General features: G+C 71.3%; 10 protein-coding genes and 2 pseudogenes. 10 read left to right on the top strand and 2 right to left on the bottom strand.

Going from position 1 to position 20608, the window contains the following annotated elements:
• The first annotated feature begins 7 nt into the window (after nucleotides 1–7).
• Nucleotides 8–682, top strand: a complete 675-nt coding sequence (locus LXE91_RS36015) for an HAD family hydrolase (RefSeq protein ID WP_011349726.1) — start codon at nucleotides 8–10, stop codon at nucleotides 680–682.
• A 109-nt stretch (nucleotides 683–791) separates the two neighbouring features.
• Here the strand turns inward: LXE91_RS36015 and LXE91_RS36020 are convergent, their stop codons facing one another.
• Complete coding sequence (locus LXE91_RS36020; RefSeq protein WP_039371596.1) at nucleotides 792–1034, bottom strand: DUF6566 family protein; 243 nt, start codon at nucleotides 1032–1034, stop codon at nucleotides 792–794.
• A 343-nt stretch (nucleotides 1035–1377) separates the two neighbouring features.
• On the opposite strand from LXE91_RS36020, the gene LXE91_RS36025 reads away from it, so the two are divergent.
• The 9 genes and pseudogenes from LXE91_RS36025 (at nucleotide 1378) to treY (ending at nucleotide 20388) form a co-directional block, all read left to right on the top strand.
• On the top strand, nucleotides 1378–1662 hold the full coding sequence (locus LXE91_RS36025) for a hypothetical protein (protein ID WP_046197105.1): 285 nt from the start codon (nucleotides 1378–1380) through the stop codon (nucleotides 1660–1662).
• A gap of 69 nt (nucleotides 1663–1731) precedes the next feature.
• Nucleotides 1732–2220 carry a phage protein NinX family protein gene (locus LXE91_RS36030; RefSeq protein WP_039371589.1) on the top strand — a complete coding sequence of 163 codons (489 nt, stop codon included), beginning with the start codon at nucleotides 1732–1734 and terminating at the stop codon, nucleotides 2218–2220.
• 149 nt (nucleotides 2221–2369) lie between these two features.
• A complete protein-coding gene (locus tag LXE91_RS36035) occupies nucleotides 2370–5762 on the top strand; it encodes a maltotransferase domain-containing protein (RefSeq protein ID WP_039371586.1) in 3393 nt (1130 codons plus the stop codon).
• Nucleotides 5762–9175, top strand: a complete 3414-nt coding sequence (gene treS, locus LXE91_RS36040) for a maltose alpha-D-glucosyltransferase (RefSeq protein WP_039371583.1) — start codon at nucleotides 5762–5764, stop codon at nucleotides 9173–9175. The genes LXE91_RS36035 and treS overlap by 1 nt, the downstream gene beginning before the upstream one ends.
• The gene (glgB, locus tag LXE91_RS36045; protein ID WP_039371580.1) at nucleotides 9172–11382 is read left to right on the top strand and encodes a 1,4-alpha-glucan branching protein GlgB; all 2211 of its coding nucleotides are present in this window, start codon (nucleotides 9172–9174) and stop codon (nucleotides 11380–11382) included. Before treS ends, glgB begins: the two co-directional genes overlap by 4 nt.
• Before the next feature lie 29 nt (nucleotides 11383–11411).
• Complete coding sequence (glgX, locus tag LXE91_RS36050; protein WP_039371933.1) at nucleotides 11412–13538, top strand: glycogen debranching protein GlgX; 2127 nt, start codon at nucleotides 11412–11414, stop codon at nucleotides 13536–13538.
• A complete protein-coding gene (treZ, locus tag LXE91_RS36055) occupies nucleotides 13535–15406 on the top strand; it encodes a malto-oligosyltrehalose trehalohydrolase (RefSeq protein WP_039371577.1) in 1872 nt (623 codons plus the stop codon). The genes glgX and treZ overlap by 4 nt, the downstream gene beginning before the upstream one ends.
• A pseudogene (gene malQ / locus LXE91_RS36060) lies at nucleotides 15403–17618 on the top strand (4-alpha-glucanotransferase). The gene treZ and the pseudogene malQ overlap by 4 nt, the downstream one beginning before the upstream one ends.
• Nucleotides 17615–20388 (top strand): annotated as a pseudogene (treY, locus tag LXE91_RS36065) (malto-oligosyltrehalose synthase). The pseudogenes malQ and treY overlap by 4 nt, the downstream one beginning before the upstream one ends.
• Here treY and LXE91_RS36070 read toward each other — a convergent pair.
• The gene (locus tag LXE91_RS36070; RefSeq protein ID WP_039371568.1) at nucleotides 20375–20602 is read right to left on the bottom strand and encodes a hypothetical protein; all 228 of its coding nucleotides are present in this window, start codon (nucleotides 20600–20602) and stop codon (nucleotides 20375–20377) included. The pseudogene treY and the gene LXE91_RS36070 overlap by 14 nt on opposite strands.
• Nucleotides 20603–20608 lie beyond the last annotated feature (6 nt).

Raw genomic sequence — 20608 nt, forward strand, 5'->3', positions numbered from 1 at the left:
GATACACATGCGCATTGAAACGTCTTTTCTGTTCGATCTCGACGGCACGCTCGTCGACAGCGTCTACCAGCACGTGCTTGCGTGGAAGGAAGCGCTCGATGCCGAAGGCATCGAACTGTCGGTGTGGCGCATCCACCGCAAGATCGGCATGAGCGGCGGCCTGTTTTTGAATCAGTTGCTGCGCGAGACGTCGGGCGACCTCGACGCGGAGCGCGTCGAGCGGCTGGCGCGCCTTCATGCGGCCGCATACCAGCGGCTGCGCGCGCAGGTCCGGCCGCTGCCGGGTGCGCGCGAACTGCTGGCCGCGCTGTCGTCGGCGGGCATCCGCTGGGCGATCGCGACCAGCGGGCGGATGGAGACGGCCGCCATCAACCTCGAGGCGCTCGGCGTCGATCCGGCGAAGAACGTGGTGGTCACGCGCGACCAGGTCAAGTACGCGAAGCCCGACCCCGACCTGTTCCTGACGGCCGCCGCGCAACTGAACGTGCCGATCGAGCACACGGTCGTGGTCGGCGACAGCATCTGGGACATGCTCGCCGCCGCCCGTTGCCGCTCGCTCGGCGTCGGGCTGCTGTCGGGCGGATACGGCAGCGACGAACTCGAACGCGCAGGCGCGCTGCGCGTGTACGACGATCCGGCGGATCTGCTGTGGCATCTCGACGAGATTGCTGCGCGGCCCTGAAACGCCTGCTTCGCCGACGGCGCCCGCGCCTGATCGCCGTCGGCTTCGCCAGGTCGCGAACGACCATCGGCCACATCCCCGCCGTATCGGCACGTGGCCGCCGAGCGGCTCAATCGTCGTCAATGCGCTTGTCGATCAGATAACGGCCCCGCTCGACGCCCGCGAGCAGCGCCTCGTTCTCGGTCATCCAGTCGGGGCCATCGGCCGCCGGCGCGACCAGCTCGATGCGTTCGCCGCCGACATACACCTGTACCTCGTCGCGCCATGCGCCGCGGTCGTTGCGCCGCGCCCACACGCGTATCTCGTGCCCGCGATACGGGTCCCGAATCTGTGCGTCCTGTTGATTTTGCACGGTGGCCTCCTGTACCTATCTGCGATGACGATGCAAAAAATACGCGCCGCATGATCGCCGCGCGCCCCGTCGGCCCCGCGCGCACGCGCCGTGCCCGGCGCCCGCCTGCTGGCACGCGGTTTGCGCGCCGATCGCAGACGGAACCGCCATGGGCACGCGCCGCGAGCCCGTGACAGGTTCCTCCCGCAACCGGACGACGATCCGCGCACCGACGCCTTCCCCGGCTCCCGCTCCCCGCGACCCGGTTCGCGGATCGAACGTCCCGACCTTCGCCAAGGAGCCTCGTGTGAATCAAACGACCGATCTGCTCTCCTATCTCGTGACGAGCCAGCTGGCCGCGCGCATGCGGTCCGGCGCATGGCTCACGACCGGTCAGCTCGTCGACGTGCAGCGGATGTGGCTCGCGTGCCATCACGCCGAATGCGGATGGCTTGCGCGCGTCAGGATCGCGGACGCATCCGCGACGATCGCGCAAGGGATCTACGATATCGCGGTCGCGAACCGCGATCCCGACAGCGGTGAACGTGTGCGGCTCGACGCCGATTCGCCGGAACTGAACGCGCTGCGCGAACGTTGCGATGTACTGCTGCAGCGGATCGAAGGCAACCGGGACGTCGACGCATGGTGATCGTGCCGTGCCGCGCGACGGGCACGCCGCTTGCGCGATGAGCGCGTTTTGATCCGGCGGAGCCGCCCCATGCGAACCGACGCACTCGACGGAAACGATCTCGACTACTGGTGTGCACGCGCGCTGTGCGCCGATGACGAAGACACGCTGAGTTTCACCGCCGTCGCGCCGCACGTGGTCGTGACGGCTGCATGCGACGCACTCAGGCGGCTCGACGCGTGTTTTGCACCGTCGGCGTCGTGGTCCGACGCGGGCGCGGTGCTCGACCGGGTCGACGATCTTCGAATCGCGCGGCACGGCGACGACGTCGAATGCGACGCGACCTTCGTCGACGGCCCGTCCACCTGCGGCGCGCACGGGCGCGATGCGCGCGTGGCACTGCTGCGGGCGTTCGTGCGGGCACGCTTTGGCGACGAAATCGACGCACCGCCGCCGTTCCCGCACCGGATCGAACACGGTGCGGTGGTGCGCTGCGAGCCCGGCGTGCCGCTTCCCGAAACCGATGACGATCGAGCCACGGGCGACAGCACGGATATCCGCTCGGTGCCGCGCATGTAAGTGCATGCATGTACCCAGCAGTCATGTAAAAACGACAGTCCCCGCCGCCGCGGGTCTCCCGCCCGCCCTTGCCCCACGGGGAAACCACCCGGCAGGCACGCGCGTTGCGACGAACCGGCGTCATCGACTGCCGCCCCTACGCCCGCGCCATGGACTCCACGCCGCCCTTTTCTCCGCACCTCTACTTCTGCGACGCCCGCCTCGTCGGGCCGCTCGACGCGTGGCCGCAGACGTTCGCGCATGTCGCCGGCATGGGCTTCGATCATGTGCTCGTCGGCGCGTTCTGGGCCGCGAGCATCGCCGGCTTTCCGCGCCACATAGCCGATTTCCACCGGCCGTCCCAATCGTTCGAGACAGGCGCGAGCGCGCTCGAAACCTTCTCGCGGCTCGCCCAGCTCGCACACGGCCACGGGCTGCGCCTGCTGCTCGAAGTCGTGCCGGATCGGGTCGCGCGCGAGAACCCGCTGCGCGCCGAGCATCCGGACTGGTACGTCGAGCGCACGCACGACGACGCGCTGATCGATCCGCGCGGCACCGCGCACGCGGCGGATGTCGCCCACGCGAACCTCGGCGATGAAGCCGCGCGCGACGCGCTGTCCGCGTGGTGGTGCAAGCACCTCGCCGCGTTCGCCGATGCGGGCGCGGCCGGCTTCCTGATCGACGCGCCGCATCATCTGCCGGCCGGCTGGTGGCCCGGCTGGCGCGCAGCGCTGCGCCGTACCCGCCCGGACGTCGCGGTGCTCGCCGGCGTGCCCGGCCATGCGCGCGACGCGCTGGCGCAGCTCGAAGGCGCGGGGTTCGACGCGGTGTTTTCATCGGTACGCTGGTGGGATCTGCGCGCGCCGTGGTTCGTCGACGAACACCGGCTGCTGCGGCGCATCGGCTCCCCGATCGCGTTTCCCGACGCGTTCGACGGCGCGCGCCTCGCCGACGCCTGGCCCGACGCGCCGGATGACACCCTCGCCCGCGCCTATCGCCGCGCGCTGTGGACTGCTGCCGCCGTCGGCACCGGCTGGCTCGTGCCAATGGGCTTCGAGCGCGGCGTCACGGTGCCGCTGATGGCGCGCGATGCCGATGCGGCGCGCTACCGCGCCGCGTTCGAGCGCGCGCGCTTCGACCTGTCGGGCACCATCGCCGATGCGAACGCGTGGCGCCGCGCCACGCCCGTCGCGGCTGCGCGCGGCGAAATCGTGCAGTTGAGCGCGCCCGGCGCGCCGGCGACCGCGTTGCTGCGCGGCACCGGGCCATCGCTCGAACACGACGAAGCGGCGCTGCTGATCGCGTTGAATCCCGATCTCGACGCAGCGGTGACGGTCGACCCCGCGACGATCCTGCCCGGCGTGCCGGGCGGATTCACGCGCGTCGCCACGCACGACGGCACGCAAGCCCACCCGCCGGCCGCGCTCGAACCGTTCACGCTCGACCCCGGCGCGTACGCGCTGCTGCCTGCGTGGCAGGCGCCACCCGTCACGACACGCCACGACGCCGCACGCGAGCGCGGCGTGCTGTCCGCGGCGCTCGCGGCCGACCGGATCGCGATCGAGCGCGTCGAGCCGTCGGTCGACGGCGGCCGCTTCGCGGTCAAGCGCGTGATCGGCGAGACGCTCGTGGTCCACGCATCGATCTTCACCGACGGGCACGCGCATCTCGCGGCCGCGCTGCAGTGGCGTGCCGCCGGCGACGACGACTGGCGCGAAATCCCTTTCGAAGCCGAACCGAACGACCGCTGGCGCGCGCGCGTCGCGCTCGATCGGCTCGGCCGCCATGAATTTCGCGTGATTGCCTGGCGCGACGACTGGGCATCGCTCGTCCACGATGTCGAGAAGAAACACGCGGCCGGCCAGGACGTGGCGCTCGAACTGCGCGAAGCGCAGCTGTTGCTCGCGACCGCGCTCAAGCTCGCCGATCCGCTCGATGCGCGCGCACTGACCCGGATGAAACGACTCGTCGCCGAATTCAAGGAAGCGCCGGCCGACGCGCGGCTCGCGCAGCTCGGCGCGGCACCGCTCGCCGAAGCGTTCGCGGCGCTGCGCTACCGGCCGTTCGTCACGCACGACACGACGACCTTCCCGGTGGACGTCGAGCGCCGCGCGGCGCGCTTCTCCAGCTGGTACGAGATGTTTCCGCGCTCGGCGAGCGACGATCCGCACCGGCACGGCACGTTCGACGACGTGATCGCCCACCTGCCGCGCATCCGCGACATGGGCTTCGACGTGCTGTATTTCCCGCCGATCCACCCGATCGGCACGACCGCGCGCAAGGGGCGCAACAACAGCCTGACGGCCGGCCCCGACGACGTCGGCAGCCCGTATGCGATCGGCTCGCCGGACGGCGGCCACACGGCCGTGCATCCGCAGCTCGGCACGCTCGACTCGTTCCGCACGCTGGTCGATGCCGCGCGCGGCCACGGGCTCGAGATCGCGCTCGATTTCGCGATCCAGTGCTCGCCCGACCATCCGTGGCTCGCCGCGCATCCGGGCTGGTTCGCGTGGCGGCCCGACGGCTCGCTGCGCTTCGCGGAGAATCCGCCGAAGCGTTACCAGGACATCGTGAACCCCGATTTCTACGCGCCGGACGCGCTGCCCGACCTGTGGCTCGCACTGCGCGACGCGGTGCTGTTCTGGGTCGACGCGGGCGTGCGGATCTTCCGCGTCGACAATCCGCACACGAAGCCGCTGCCGTTCTGGGCGTGGATGATCGACGACGTGCGCGGCCGGCACCCGGACGTCGTGTTCCTGTCCGAAGCATTCACGCGGCCGGGCATGATGTTCCGGCTCGCGAAAGTCGGGTTCTCGCAGTCGTACACGTACTTCACGTGGCGCGAGTCGAAACGCGACTTCATCGACTACCTGACCGAGCTGACGACCGGCCCCGCGCGCGACTTCTTCCGGCCGAACTTCTTCGTCAACACGCCCGACATCAATCCGCGCCACCTGCAGAACGCGCCGCGCACGCAGTTCGTGATCCGCGCGGCGCTCGCGGCGACGCTCTCCGGCTCGTGGGGCATGTATTCGGGCTTCGAGCTCGGCGAATCGGCCCCGCTGCCCGACAGCGAGGAATACGCGGACGCGGAGAAGTACGAGCTGCGGGCGCGCGACTGGAGCAAGGCCGCGCATATCGGCGCCGAGGTCGCGCGGCTGAACCGCGCGCGGCGCGCTAACCCGGCGCTGCAGACCCATCTCGGCATCACGTTCGCCGACGCGGACAACGACACGGTGCTCGTGTTCGTGAAGGCGACGCCCGCGTTCGACAGCGTGGTCGTCGTCGCGATCAGCACCGATCCGTGGCATCCGCAGGTCGCGAATTTCACGCTCGATGCGTCGCTGTGGCGTGGCCTGGGGCTCGTTGACGGCGAACCGCTCGACGCGCTCGAACAGGACGCCACGCATGCGGAAACCTGGCGAGGGCATCGCCAGTACGTCTCGCTCGATCCGCATGTGCGCCCGTATGCGATCTGGCGGCTCACGCCGTCTCCAGGCGCCGCGCGGGCGGCGGCGCGCGAACCGGGCGACGCCCGGCCCTCCTCGGGAGCCCATGGATGATGAAACGCGAAGATTCCCTCGACGACGTGCGCCGCGCGCAATTCCCGTCGCTCGCGCCGGCCGGCACCCCGCGCCGGCGCCGTGCACGCCGCCGCGCGCCGGCGCTCTGCGCGGACGATCCGCTGTGGTACAAGGACGCGATCATCTACCAGGTGCACGTGAAGTCGTTCTTCGACTCGAACAACGACGGCATCGGCGATTTCCCCGGCCTGATCGCGAAGCTCGACTACATCGCCGAACTCGGCGTCGACACGATCTGGCTGCTGCCGTTCTACCCGTCGCCGCGCCGCGACGACGGCTACGACATCGCCGACTACCGCGGCGTGCATCCCGACTACGGCACGCTCGCCGACGTGCGGCGCTTCATCCGCGAAGCGCATGCGCGCGGCATTCGCGTGATCGCCGAACTGGTGATCAACCACACGTCGGACCAGCATCCGTGGTTCCAGCGCGCGCGCCGCGCGAAGCCGGGTTCGACGCATCGCGACTATTACGTGTGGTCGGACACCGACACGAAATACGCGGGCACGCGGATCATCTTCCTCGATACGGAAACGTCGAACTGGGCGCACGACCCGATCGCCGGCCAGTACTACTGGCATCGCTTCTATTCGCACCAGCCGGACCTGAACTTCGACAACCCGGCCGTCGTGCGCGAGGTGATGCAGGTGATGCGCTTCTGGCTCGACCTCGGCATCGACGGGCTGCGCCTCGACGCGGTGCCGTATCTGGTCGCGCGCGAAGGCACCAGCAACGAGAACCTGCCCGAGACGCACGCGATCCTGAAGCGGATCCGCGCGACGATCGACGCCGAGTATCCGAACCGGATGCTGCTCGCGGAGGCGAACCAGTGGCCGGAAGACGTGCAGGAATACTTCGGCAACGAGGACGAATGCCACATGGCATTCCATTTCCCGCTGATGCCGCGCATCTACATGTCGATCGCGAGCGAGGACCGCTTCCCGATCGTCGACATCATGCGGCAGACGCCGGAACTCGCGCCGAGCAACCAGTGGGCCGTGTTCCTGCGCAACCACGACGAGCTGACGCTCGAGATGGTCACCGACTCCGAGCGCGACCTGCTGTGGCAGACCTATGCGAGCGACCGGCGCGCGCGGCTGAACCTCGGCATCCGGCGCCGGCTCGCGCCGCTGATGGAGCGCGACCGGCGCCGCATCGAGCTGATCAACTCGCTGCTGCTGTCGATGCCGGGCACGCCGGTGATCTACTACGGCGACGAGATCGGGATGGGCGACAACATCCACCTCGGCGACCGCGACGGCGTGCGCACGCCGATGCAGTGGTCGTCGGACCGCAACGGCGGCTTCTCGCGCGCCGACCCCGAACAGCTCGTGCTGCCGCCGGTGATGGGCTCGCTGTACGGCTATGACGCGGTCAACGTCGAGGCGCAGACGCGCGACCCGCATTCGCTGCTGAACTGGACGCGCCGTATCCTGTCGACGCGCCGCGCGTCGCAGGCGTTCGGGCGCGGCAAGATCCGCTTCCTGCGCCCGGAGAACCGCAAGGTGCTCGCGTACCTGCGCGAGCTGGACGGCCACGATCCGGTGCTGTGCGTCGCGAACCTGTCGCGCGCGTCGCAGGCCGTCGAGCTCGACCTGTCCGAATTCGCGGGCCGCGTGCCGATCGAGATGACGTCGGATTCGCCGTTTCCGCCGATCGGGCAGCTCACCTACCTGCTCACCTTTCCGCCGTACGGGTTCCTGTGGTTCGTGCTCGCCGAGCACGGCCGCGAGCCGTCGTGGCGGCAGCCCCATGCGGAGCCGCTGCCCGAATACGTGACGCTCGTGATGCGGCGCGGCGATGAGCGGCCGGACGTCGAACAGCTGCACGTGCTCGCGCACGATGCATTGCCCGCCTGGCTCGCGCGGCGGCGCTGGTTCGCATCGAAGGACCGCGCGATCGGCACGGCCCGGCTGAACGTCGTCACGCCGGTGCCGGGCGAGCCGTTCCAGTATGCGGAGGCCTGGGTCGAATCCGACGAATCGGGCGATGTCGAACGCTACGTCGTGCCGCTCGCGGCCGCGTGGGGCGGCGAGACCTCGCATCCGCTGTTCGCGCAGCTTGCGCTGGCGCGCGTGCGGCGCGGCCATTCGGTCGGCTACCTGACCGACGCGTTCGCGCTGCCGGCGTTCGCACACGGGATGCTGCGCAAGCTGCGCGACGGCGCGACGGTGCCGACCACCGACGGCGGCCGGCTCGCGTTCCTGCCGGAAGATGCGCTCGCCGCGCTCGATCCCGGCGACGACGCGGAAGTGCGCTGGCTCGCGGCCGAGCAGAGCAACAGCTCGCTCGTGATCGGCGACGCGATCGTGCTGAAGCTGGTGCGCAAGGTCGCGCACGGCGTGCATCCGGAAGCGGAAATGAGCCGTTACCTGACGCGGATCGGCTACCCGAACACCGCGACGCTCGCGGGTGAGGTCGTGCACGTCGATCCGGACGGCAGGCCGCACACGGTCGCGATCCTGCAGCGCTACGTGGACAACCAGGGCGACGCGTGGACGCGCTCGTTCGACTTCCTGCGGCGCGCGGTGGACGAACTCGCGCTGCCGGCGGCCGGCGAAGACGAGACCGACGACGCGAACGAGGAACCCGACGCACTGCTCGGCTATGCGGCGTTCGCGGGGATCATCGGCACGCGGCTCGGCCAGCTGCACGTCGCGCTCGCGCAGCCGTCCGACGATCCCGCGTTCGCGCCGGAGCCCGCGACGCCCGGCCACGTCGACGGCTGGTGCGCGGACGCGATCGCGTCGTTCGAGCACGCGCTCGATGTGCTGCACACGCGGCTCGAGGCGCTCGATCCCGCGATGCGCGCGGCGGCCGACACGCTGCTCGCGTCGCGCGATGCGGCCGTCCGCGCGCTCGGCGAGCTCGTGCCGCGCACGCTCGATGCGCAATGCATGCGGATCCACGGCGATTTCCATCTGGGCCAGGTGCTCGACGTGCAAGGCGACGCGCTGCTGATCGACTTCGAAGGCGAGCCGGCGCGCCCGCTCGAACACCGCCGCGCGAAATCGCATCCGCTGCGCGACGTGGCCGGCCTGCTGCGTTCGCTGTCGTACGTGAGCGCGACCGCGCAATTCGCGATCGAGAAGGCGCCGCCGCAGGCGGCCGGCCGCAAGCGCGCGCTGTTCGACCGCTTCGGGCAGGCCGCCGCCGACCGCTTCGTCGACTGCTATCGCACGGCCGCCGAGCAGGCGCCCGCGCGTTTCGTCGACCCGCGCTACGCCGATCGCCTGCTCGCGCTGTTCCTGATCGACAAGGCGTCGTACGAGCTGTGCTACGAAGCCGCGAACCGCCCCGACTGGCTGAGCGTGCCGGTCGGCGGGCTCGCCGCGCTGGTCGAACGGCTGCTCGATCACGGCGGCGCATCCGACGAAGGAGGAAAGCAATGACCGGGACGCTGTTCGAACGATCCGATATCGATGCGCTGCTCGCCGGCCGTCATCCCGATCCGTTCGCGTGCCTCGGCCCGCACGGGCAGGCCGACCAGGTCGTCGTGCGCGCACTGCTGCCCGGCGCGAAAAGCGTGCATGCGCTGTCGCCGGAAGGCGCCGAGCTCGGCACGCTCGCCTGCGTCGATCGCGCCGGCTGCTTCGCGGGAACGATCCCGCGCAACGGCGGCGCGCCCCACTATCTGCTCGCGATCGACTGGCCCGACGCGCGGCAGGTGATCGACGATGCGTATGCGTTCGGCACGCTGCTCGACGACGCGGTGCTCGCCCGCTTCTCCGCCGGCGACCCGGCCGCCGTGCTCGACTGCCTCGGCGCTACGCCCACGTGCATCGACGACACCGACGGCGTGCGCTTCGCGGTCTGGGCGCCGAACGCGCAGCGCGTGTCGGTGGTCGGCGATTTCAACGGATGGGACGGCCGCCGGCATCCGATGCGGCTGCGGCGGCCGTCGGGCGTGTGGGAGCTGTTCGTGCCGGGCATCGGCGCGGGCGAGTGCTACAAGTACGAGCTGCGCGCGGCCGACGGGCGCGTGCTGCCGCACAAGGCCGATCCCTGCGCACGCGCGACCGAGGCGCCGCCGCGCACGGCGTCGGTCGTCGCCGACGTCGCGGCGCTCGACGCGTTCGCGTGGCACGACGACAGCTGGATGCACGCGCGGCCGCACGCCGACCGCTACCGCGTGCCGTGGTCGATCTACGAGGTGCATGCGGAATCGTGGCTACGCGTGCCCGAGGAGATGAACCGCAGCGCGACCTGGGACGAACTCGCCGAGCGGCTGATTCCATACGTGAAGGGCATGGGCTTCACGCACGTCGAGTTCATGCCGATCGCCGAATACCCGTTCGGCGGCTCGTGGGGCTACCAGCCGCTCGCGCAGTTCGCGCCGTCCGCGCGCTTCGGGCCGGTCGACGGTTTCGCGCGCTTCGTCGACCGCGCGCATGCGGCCGGCATCGGCGTGCTCGTCGACTGGGTGCCCGCCCACTTCCCGAACGATGCGCACGGGCTCGCGCAATTCGACGGCAGCGCGCTGTACGAGCATGCCGATCCGCGCGAAGGGATGCACCCGGACTGGAACACGTGCGTGTTCAACGTCGGGCGCACCGAAGTCGGCGCATTCCTCGTCGCGTCGGCGCTCGCGTGGGCGCGCCGGTATCACGTCGACGGCATCCGCGTCGACGCGGTCGCGTCGATGCTGTACCGCGACTATTCGCGTGCGGAAGGCGAATGGGTGCCGAACGTGCACGGCGGCCGCGAGAACCTCGAATCGGTCGCATTCCTGCGCATGCTGAACGACACGTTGCACGGTGCGGCCGCGCCGGCGGGCGTCGTCACCGTCGCGGAGGAATCGACCGCGTGGCCGGGCGTCACCGCGCCGACCGGCGACGGCGGGCTCGGCTTCGACTTCAAGTGGAACATGGGCTGGATGCACGACACGCTCGCGTATCTGCACGAAGACCCGATCCACCGCCGCTATCACCACGACCGGATGACGTTCGGGCTCGTGTACGCGTTCTCCGAGCGTTTCGTGCTGCCGCTGTCGCACGACGAAGTCGTGCACGGCAAGGGCTCGCTCGTCGCGAAGATGCCCGGCGACGCATGGCAGCGGCTCGCGACACTGCGCGCGTACTTCGGCTTCATGTGGGCCCACCCGGGCAAGAAGCTGCTGTTCATGGGCAGCGAATTCGCGCAATGGGCCGAGTTCGCGCACGACGCGACGCCGCACTGGGACCTGCTCGACGCACCTGCGCATCGCGGCGTGCAGCGGCTCGTGCGCGACCTGAACCGCACCTATGCGGCCGAACCGGCGCTGCATGCGCTCGACTGCCACGCGGCCGGCTTCTCCTGGCTGATCGGCGACGATCGCGACAACAGCGTGTTCGCGTTCGCGCGCCGCGACGACGCGGGGCATCTCGTCGTCGCGGTCTGCAACTTCACGCCCGTGCCGCGCGCCGGTTATCGCGTCGGGCTGCCCGCGCCCGGCCACTGGCGCGAACTGATGAACACCGATGCCGCGCCGTACGGCGGCACCAACGCCGGCAACGACGGCGCCGTGTGGGCCGAAGCCGTGCCCGCCCACGGCGAAGCGTGGTCGGCGACCTTGCGCCTGCCGCCGCTCGCGACGCTGTGGCTGACGCCCGCCTCATGAATCGTGCCTTCGACACGGAGATCCGCCCCATGCCGACCGCCCTGCCCACCCGTCTCGAATCCGGCCGCAGCTATCCGCTCGGCGCGACCTGGGACGGCCTCGGGACCAACTTCGCGGTGTTTTCCGCGCACGCGCAGCGCATCCAGCTGTGCGTGTTCGATCCGACCGGCCGCAAGGAGCTTGCGCGCCTGGACCTGCCCGAATGCACCGACGAGATCTGGCACGGCTACCTGCCCAACGCGCATCCGGGCACCGTGTACGGGTTTCGCGCGGACGGCCCGTACCAGCCGCAGCACGGCCATCGCTTCAACCCGACCAAGCTGCTGCTCGACCCGTATGCGCGCAAGCTGGTCGGCCAGTTCCGCTGGTCGGACGCGCTGTTCGGCTATCGCCTGCATTCGAACCGCGCGGACCTGTCGATGGACCGACGCGACTCGGCGCCCGCGATGCCGAAGTGCGTGGTGGTCGACGAAGCGTTCGACTGGAGCACCGACCGGCGCCCGCGCGTGTCGTGGCGCAATACGGTGATCTACGAGACCCACGTGCGCGGCGCATCGATGCGGCGTGCCGGGTTGCGCCCGCCCGAGCGAGGCACGTTCGCGTCGTTCGCGCATCCGGCGTTCATCGATCACCTGCTGTCGATCGGCGTGACGACGGTCGAGCTGCTGCCCGTCCACGCGTTCCTGCAGCAGCGCGCGCTCGTGAACCGCGGGCTGCGCAACTACTGGGGCTACGACACGGCCGCGTTCTTCGCGCCGGAGCCCGCGTATCTCGCGACGCGGCGGCTCGACGAGATGCGCATCGCGATCCGCCAGCTGCATGCGGCCGGCATCGAGGTCGTGCTCGACGTCGTCTACAACCATACGTGCGAGGGCAACGAGCTCGGCCCGACGCTGTCGTGGCGCGGCCTCGACAACGCGAGCTACTACCGGCTGATGCCGGACAACCGCCGCTTTCATGTCGACGAAACGGGCTGCGGCAACACGCTGAACCTGTCGCATCCGCGCGTCGTGCAGATGGTGATGGATTCGCTGCGCTACTGGGCGACCGCGTTCAACATCGACGGCTTCCGCTTCGACCTCGGCGTGACGCTCGGCCGCGAGGAGCACGGTTTCGATCCCGGCGCGGGTTTTTTCGACGCGTTGCGGCAGGACCCGGTGCTCGCGCAGCGCAAGCTGATCACCGAGCCGTGGGATCTCGGCCCCGGCGGCTATCAGCTCGGCCGCCACCCGCCCGGTTTCGCCGAGTGGAACGACCGCTTTCGCGACACCGTGCGGCGCTTCTGGCGCGGCGACCCGGGCCAGCGGCCGGAGCTCGCCGCGCGCCTTGCGGGCTCGGCCGACCTGTTCAACCACCAGCGCCGGCATACCTGGGCGTCGGTCAATTTCATCACCGCGCACGACGGCTTCACGCTCGCCGATCTCGCTTCGTATTCGACCAAACACAACGAAGCCAACGGCGAGGACAACCGCGACGGCCGCGACGACAACTGCAGCGCGAACTGGGGCGTCGAAGGGCCGAGCGACGACGCGGCGATCCGTGACGTGCGCGCACGCGTCGCGCGCTCGATGCTCGCGACGCTGTTCACCGCGCTCGGCACGCCGATGCTGGTGGCCGGCGACGAGTTCGGCCGCACGCAGCACGGCAACAACAACGCGTACTGCCAGGACAACGAGCTGTCATGGCTCGACTGGGATCTGGCGCGCAGCGACGAAGCGGTAACGCTGATGCGCTTCGTGTCGCGGCTTGCCGCGCTGCGGCGCATGTATCCGGTGATGTCCACGCCGGGCTATCCGTCGGGCGACCGCGACGCGGCGCCGGGCATGGCCGAGATCGGCTGGTTCGACGAGCACGGCGACGCGATGACCGTGCCCGCGTGGCAGGACCACGAGCGCCGCGCGCTGACGATGCGGCGCGTCGGCACGGGCCGCACCGGGCGCACCGAGGCGCTGCTCGTGATGCTGAACGCGTCGTCCGAGACGGTGGTGTTCGCGCCGCCCGCGCCGGCGCTCGACTATCGCGTGCTGGTCGACACGGCGACGCCGGATGCCGGCCCGCGCGCGTGGCCGGCCGACGGCCTCGACGTCGCCGCGCACGCGGCCGCGATCGCGGTGGCCGCCGTGCCGCCCGACCTGTCTCCGGGAGACCCGACATGAGATCACGCCCCGCCCGTCCATCGGGTTCGCACGCGTTCGACACGTCGTTCGGCGCGACCTGCGTCGAGCCCGACCGCACGCGCTTCCGGCTGTGGGCGCCCGCGAGCCGCACGGCCGCCGTCGAAATCGAAGGCGAAAACCTGCCCGCCGTCCCGATGACCGCGATGGGCGACGGCTGGTTCGAGGCCGTCGTGCCGTGCGGCCCCGGTACGCTGTATCGCTACCGGCTCGACGGCGATCTCGCGGTGCCCGATCCCGCGTCGCGCTTCCAGCCTGGCGGCGTGGACGGCCCGAGCCAGGTCGTCGATCCGGCTGCGTACCGCTGGCGCCATGACGCATGGCGCGGCCGCCCGTGGCACGAGACCGTGCTGTACGAGCTGCACGTCGGCGCTTGCGGCGGCCATGCGAGCGTCGAGCGGCGGCTGCCGGACATCGCCGCGCTCGGCGTGACCGCGATCGAGCTGATGCCCGTCAACACGTTTCCCGGCGCGCGCAACTGGGGTTACGACGGCGTGCTGCCGTTCGCGCCCGATCCGTCGTACGGACGGCCGGAGGAACTGAAGGCGCTGATCGACGCCGCGCACGGGCTCGGGCTGCAGGTGTTTCTCGACGTCGTGTACAACCACTTCGGCCCGGAAGGCAACCTGCTGCCGCGCTACGCGCCCGCGTTCTTCCGCGCGGACCGGCAGACCGCGTGGGGGCCGGCCATCGACTTTTCGCGCGAGCAGACGAGCGCGTTCTTCATCGAGAACGCGCTGTACTGGCTCGACGAATTCCGTTTCGACGGGCTGCGCATCGATGCCGCGCACGCGATCGACGACGACGCATGGCTGCGCGAACTCGCGCGCCGCGTACGCGCGACCGCCGGCGACACGCGCCATGTGCACCTCGTGCTCGAGAACGAGCGCAACGCGGCGAGCCTGCTCGGGCCCGGCGGCTTCGACGCGCAATGGAACGACGACTTCCACAACAGCGCGCACGTGCTGCTGACCGGCGAACGCGACGGCTACTACCGCGCGTATGCCGACGCGCCGCTGCGCCATCTCGCGCGCACGCTCGGCGAAGGCTTCGCGTACCAGGGCGAGCCGTCGCCGCTGCACGACGGCGCCCCGCGCGGCGAACCGAGCGCGCACCTGCCGCCGACCGCGTTCGTCGCATTCCTGCAGAACCACGACCAGGTCGGCAACCGCGCGTTCGGCGAACGGCTGCGCACGCTCGCGAACGAAGACGCGGTGCGCGCGGCGACCGCGCTGCTGCTGCTTGCGCCGTCGATCCCGCTGCTGTTCATGGGCGAGGAAGACGGCAGCACGCAGCCGTTCCAGTTCTTCACCGACTATCGCGGCGCGCTCGCCGACGCGGTGCGCGAAGGCCGCCGCCGCGAGTTCGCGGCCTTTCCGGCGTTCACCGACGCCGCGCATCGCGACGCGATTCCCGATCCGAACGACATCGCGACGTTCGTGCGTTCGACGCTGCACGGCAGCAGCGACGAAACCACGCCCGACACCGACGCATGGCGGCGCTTCTACCGCAGCGCGCTGACGGTGCGTGCGGCGCTCGTGACACCGAACCTGCCCGGCGCGCGCGCACTCGGCGTCGACGTGCTTGCAGGCGACGGCGACCCGCAGGCGCTCGCCGCGCGCTGGCGCCTCGGCGACGGCAGCACGCTGACGATCGCGTTGAACCTCGGCTCCCACGACGCGGTGCTGCCCGCGCTGCCGGTCGGCAAGATCGTGTTCGAGACGCCGCCACGTGCACGCGACCGGTTGCGCGACCTGCGGCTGCCGCCCCGCGCGTGCATCGTGTGGCGCGACGGCGAGGTCAACCACGATGCACGGCAGCACCGCATGAATGGGCAGGGACGATCATGACTTCCGACGTGTCGATCGACGAACTCGCGCGCGCGGCCGGCCTGGAAACCGACTGGACCGATGCGGGCGGCAACGCGCGGCGGGTGGACGATGAGGCCCTCGTCGCGCTCGTCGACGCGCTCGGCTGGCCGTGCGGCACGGCGGCCCAGCGAGTGGAAAGCGCCGCCGCGCTCGCCGACTCGAACGCGGCGCCCCGCGCATCGTCACCGGCGACGCCGGCCTGCCGCTGCCCATGCCGGCCGCGATCGCCCCGCCCGGCGCGCGCTTCCGGATCACCTTCGAAGCAGGCGGCCATGTGGACGGCCGTGTGGGCGGCGAAGGCGAACACGGCACGCTGCCGCCGCTCGCGATCCCCGGTTATCACGCGCTCGACGTCGGCGACCAGCGCATCGGACTCACGATCGCGCCGCCGCGCCCGCAACCGGTCGACCCGCGCGCAACGGATGCGGGCGGCCGCTGGGGCATCGCGGCACAGCTCTACAGCCTGCGCCGCGCCGGCGACGACGGCGCGGGCGACTACACCGCGCTCGCGCGGCTGGCCGCGCATGCGGCACGGCACGGTGCACAGGCGGTGGCGATCAGCCCGACGCACGCCGGCTTTCCGGCGCTGCCCACGCATGACAGCCCGTATTCGCCGTCGTCGCGGCGCTGGCACAACGTCGCGTATCTCGACTGCGATGCTGTGCCGGGCGCCGCTGCCGTGCATCACGCAAACGGTGCCGCGGCCGACGCACCGCTGATCGACTGGCCGCACGTGCTGCCGCTGAAACTGCGGCGCCTGCGTGCGTGCTTCGACGCATGGCGCGCCAGCGACGACCCGTCACGTGACGCATTCGAGCGGTTTCGCGCCACGGGCGGGGCGGAGCTCGATGCGCATGCGCGCTTCGACGCATTGCAGGCGTTCTGCCTCGAGCACGGGGCCGGCGTTGACTGGCGGAAATGGCCGGCGCCGTGGCGCGAGCCGGGATCGGCTGAAGTCGATGCGTTCGCGCACGCCCATGCCGACACGGTCGCGTTCCACACGTACCTGCAATGGTGCGCGTCGCGCGCGCTCGGCGACGCGCAGCACGCGGCACGCGGTGCGGGCATGGCCACCGGGCTGATCGCCGATCTCGCGGTCGGCTCGGATCGCGCGGGCAGCGACGCGTGGGCGCACGGCGCGACGCTGCTGCGCGGGGTGTCGCTCGGGGCGCCGCCCGACCTGTTCAACGCGGCCGGCCAGGCGTGGGGGGTGACGACCTGGACGCCCGCCGCGCTGCGTGAGGAAGGCTTCGTGCCGTTCGTCGAGCTGTTGCGCTCGGCGTTCGCACATGCGGGCGGCATCCGCGTCGATCACGTGCTCGGCTTCGCGCGGATGTGGATCGTGCCGGACGGCGGCTCGCCGCGCGACGGCGCCTACCTGCGCTATCCGGTCGACGATCTCGTGCGGCTCGTCGCGCTCGAGGCGGCCCGTCATCGCGCGCTGGCGATCGGCGAGGATCTCGGCACGGTGCCGGCCGGCTTCCGCGAACGGCTCGGCGCGCAGGGCATCGCCGGGATGCGCGTGCTGTGGTTCGAACGGGACACCGACGGCGCCTTCCGGCCGCCGTCGGCATGGGACCGCGACGCGATCGCGATGACGTCGACCCACGATCTGCCGACCGTGGCCGGCTGGTGGCGCGGGATCGATCTGGCCTGGCGGCGGATCGCGGCCGAGGCGGCGCAGCAGTCCGACGACACGGATGCGCGCAACGTGGCGCCGCCTGCGCGGGCGGACGAGATGACCGGGCACGAGCACGACGACACCGTGCCGCGCGCGGCCCTCGGCCGACACCACGCCGCCCCGGAAGCCGGCCCTGCCGCTCCGCCGCCCGCCGTCGACCCCGACGTCGTCGCGGCGCATGCCGCGCGCGCCACCGAACGCGCGGCGCTGTGGCAAGCGTTGCAGGAAGCAGGCTGCGCGCCGGCCGGTGACGCCGCCCCGCCGGCCGCTTCGCCGCCCGTCGCCGAGATACTCGCGTACGTCGCGCGCAGCCCGTCGCCGCTCGCGATCCTGCCGCTCGAGGATCTCCTTGCGCTCGACATGCAGCCGAACCTGCCGGGGCCGCCCTGCGGGCACCCGAACTGGCGGCAGCGCCTGCCACGCGCGATCGACGCGCTGTTCGACGCCGACGTGCGCGACCGCATCGCGGCCGTGGTGCGCGCACGCGGTTCGCGGGAGCCCGGCCCATGACGCCACGCGCGACGCTGCGACTGCAGCTGCATGCGGGCTTCACGTTCGACGACGCGGCCGCGCACGCCGGCTATTTCGCGCGGCTCGGCGTGAGCCACCTGTACCTGTCGCCGGTCGCGACGGCCGAACCCGGTTCGCGGCACGGCTACGACACTGTGGATTACGGCACGCTCAACCCCGAACTCGGCGGCGAAGCCGGCTTCGTCCGGCTCGTCGATGCGCTGCGCGCCCACGGGCTGGGCGTGATCGTCGACATCGTGCCGAACCACATGGGCGTAGGCGGTTCGTTGAACGGCTGGTGGAACGACGTGCTCGAATGGGGCCCCGCGAGCCCGTACGCGCACCACTTCGACATCGACTGGCACTCGCCCGACGCGGCGCTCGACGGCAAGGTGCTGCTGCCCTGCCTCGGCACGCCGTACGGTGAAGCGCTCGCGGCGGGCGACATCACGCTAGAAGTCGACCCGGCTACGGGACGCTTCTTCGTGTCGTGCCCCGGGCGACGGCTGCCGGTGGCCGCCGCCACCTACGCGGAGCTCCTGCGCATCGCGAACCGTGCGGACCTGAACGCGCTCGCCGAACGCTTCGACGCCGCGCCGCCGCGCGACAGCACACGCCCGCCGCCGCGCATGCGGCGCTGCGCGATCACGCGGCCACGCACGGCCCGCATGCGCTCGACGCGGTGCTGCGCGGCGCCGATCCGCGCCGCGCGCGCTCCCGCGCCTGCCTGCATCGGCTGCTCGAACGCCAGCACTACCGGCTCGCGTGGTGGCGCACGGCCGCCGACGAGCTGAACTGGCGGCGCTTCTTCGACATCGCGACGCTCGCGGCCATCCGCGTCGACGACGATGCGGTGTTCGATGCCGTCCATGCGCTGCCGCTGCGGCTTCATGCGGCCGGCTACATCGATGGCCTGCGCGTCGATCACGTGGACGGCCTCGCCGATCCGCGCGCGTATTGCCGGCGGCTGCGTGAGCGGCTTGCCGCACAACGCGACGCGCGGCCGTACATCGTCGTCGAGAAGATCCTCGCCCCCGGCGAAACGCTGCGCGCCGACTGGGCCGTCGACGGCACGACCGGCTACGACTTCATGAACGACGTCGGCGCACTGCTGCACGACCCGGCCGGCGCCGCGCCGCTCGCCGCGCACTGGGCGCACGTGTCGGGTTCGTCGCTCACGTTCACGCAGGAAGCGCTCGACGGCAAGCGGCGCGTGCTGATGCGCCAGCTCGCCGTCGAGCATGCGCGCGCCGCGCGGGCGTTGCACGGCGTCGCGCGTGCGGCACCCGCGACGCGCGACGTCAGCCTGATCGCGATTCGACGCGTACTCGGTGAACTCGCGGTGCAGCTACCCGTGTACCGGATGTATCCGGTGCAGGACGAAGAACCCGCCGACGCCGACCGTCATGTGCTCGCGCAGGCGTACGAACGGGCGTATGCGGCCGTCGATCCTGCCGACCGGTTCGCACTCGATCACGTCGCGACCTGGCTCGGGTGGCCGGTCGCACGCGTGCCGCGCGCGGACGCCGCCGCACTGCACGCGGCGCGCGTCGCGTTCGCGCAGCTCACCGCGCCGCTGGCTGCGAAGGGCGTCGAGGATACGGCCCACTACCGTTACGGCCGGCTCCTGTCGCGCAACGAGGTCGGCGCCGACGCCGGCGACTTCAGCCTGTCGCGCGGCGCGTTCCATGCGCGCAACCGGCGCCGCGCGCGCACCGTGCCGCACGGGCTCGTCGCCACCGCCACGCACGACCACAAGCGCGGCGAGGATGCCCGCGCGCGGCTGGCCGTGCTCAGCGAGATCCCCGACGCGTGGCGCGCGGTGTCGCTCGACTGGTCCGCGCTCAACCGGCCGCATCGCGGCGGCGCGCATCGCGACCTCGCATGGGCGCCGGGGCCGGCCGCCGAGGCGATGCTGTACCAGACGCTCGCGGGCTGCTGGCCGCCTGGTCTCGTGCCCGACGACGCGGTGGGGCTCGCGGCGCTCACCGAACGCGTCGTGCAGTGGCAGACGAAAGCGCTGCGCGAGGCGAAGCGGCACACCGACTGGCTCGCGCCCGATATGCGCTACGAGCGCGATTGCGAGGCGTTCGTCCGCGCGATCCTGAGGCCCCGAGGCGCCGGCGACTTCGCGCACCGGCTCCATGCGTTCGTCGCGCGGATCGCGCCGGCGGGCGTCGTCAACAGCCTGACGCAGGCCGTGCTGCGGATGGCATCGCCCGGCGTGCCCGACCTGTATCAAGGATCTGAATCATGGGATTACTCGCTCGTCGATCCGGACAACCGCCGTGACGTGCCGTTCGCGGCGCTCGCGGCCGAACGGGTCGACGGGCCGGTCGCATCGTATCTGGCGGCGTGGCCCGACGGGCGCGTGAAGCGGGCACTGGTCGAGCGCATGCTGGCGCTGCGCGCGCGATGGCCGGCGACGTTCGCGAGCGGCGCGTACGTGCCGCTGCGCGTACGCGGCCCGCTCGGGCGTCATGTGGTGGCGTTTGCGCGGTGCAGCGACGAGGCCACCGTGGTGGTGGTCGCGACACGGCTTGCGGGCCCATTGCTCGGCGACGCACCGGAATTGCCGCGCGTGGAGCCCGCGCAATGGGGCGATACGGCGGTCGTGCTGCCGCGCGATATCGACGGGCCATGGATGGACGGGCTGGAGGCGCGGGGCACGATTGACGTGCGGGGACGCATTTTGCCGCTCGAGCGCTGCTTGCCCGCCTTGCCCGTCGCGGTGCTCGTCGCCGCGCGTCCGCCCGTCACGCGTCAGTAAGATCGGGCTCGCTCGCGTCGTTGCGCTGCACGCACTGCACGACCGACAGTCCGTCGGGCGTCAACGCAGGCCGGCGCTCGCTGGACACGTTGTCGTGCTGCATCACGATCAGGCGCTGTTCGACCAGCGCAAAGACATCCTCTCGATCGATCTGGATCTGCTCCGGTGCGCGATGCACCAGGAGCAGCGTGGCGAATTCATGTGCGGTCAGCATGCTCGT

This window comes from Burkholderia contaminans (genome assembly GCF_029633825.1).
In the GTDB taxonomy this organism is placed as follows: Bacteria; Pseudomonadota; Gammaproteobacteria; order Burkholderiales; family Burkholderiaceae; genus Burkholderia; species Burkholderia contaminans.

Excerpts from the sequence above, each read along its gene's own strand:
- LXE91_RS36015 (WP_011349726.1), top strand. The coding sequence starts at position 8 with ATGCGCATTGAAACGTCTTTTCTGTTCGATCTCGACGGCACGCTCGTC.
- LXE91_RS36025 (WP_046197105.1), top strand. The coding sequence starts at position 1,378 with ATGCGGTCCGGCGCATGGCTCACGACCGGTCAGCTCGTCGACGTGCAG.
- LXE91_RS36030 (WP_039371589.1), top strand. The coding sequence starts at position 1,732 with ATGCGAACCGACGCACTCGACGGAAACGATCTCGACTACTGGTGTGCA.
- LXE91_RS36035 (WP_039371586.1), top strand. The coding sequence starts at position 2,370 with ATGGACTCCACGCCGCCCTTTTCTCCGCACCTCTACTTCTGCGACGCC.
- treS (WP_039371583.1), top strand. The coding sequence starts at position 5,762 with ATGAAACGCGAAGATTCCCTCGACGACGTGCGCCGCGCGCAATTCCCG.
- glgB (WP_039371580.1), top strand. The coding sequence starts at position 9,172 with ATGACCGGGACGCTGTTCGAACGATCCGATATCGATGCGCTGCTCGCC.
- glgX (WP_039371933.1), top strand. The coding sequence starts at position 11,412 with ATGCCGACCGCCCTGCCCACCCGTCTCGAATCCGGCCGCAGCTATCCG.
- treZ (WP_039371577.1), top strand. The coding sequence starts at position 13,535 with ATGAGATCACGCCCCGCCCGTCCATCGGGTTCGCACGCGTTCGACACG.
- LXE91_RS36070 (WP_039371568.1), bottom strand. The coding sequence starts at position 20,602 with ATGCTGACCGCACATGAATTCGCCACGCTGCTCCTGGTGCATCGCGCA.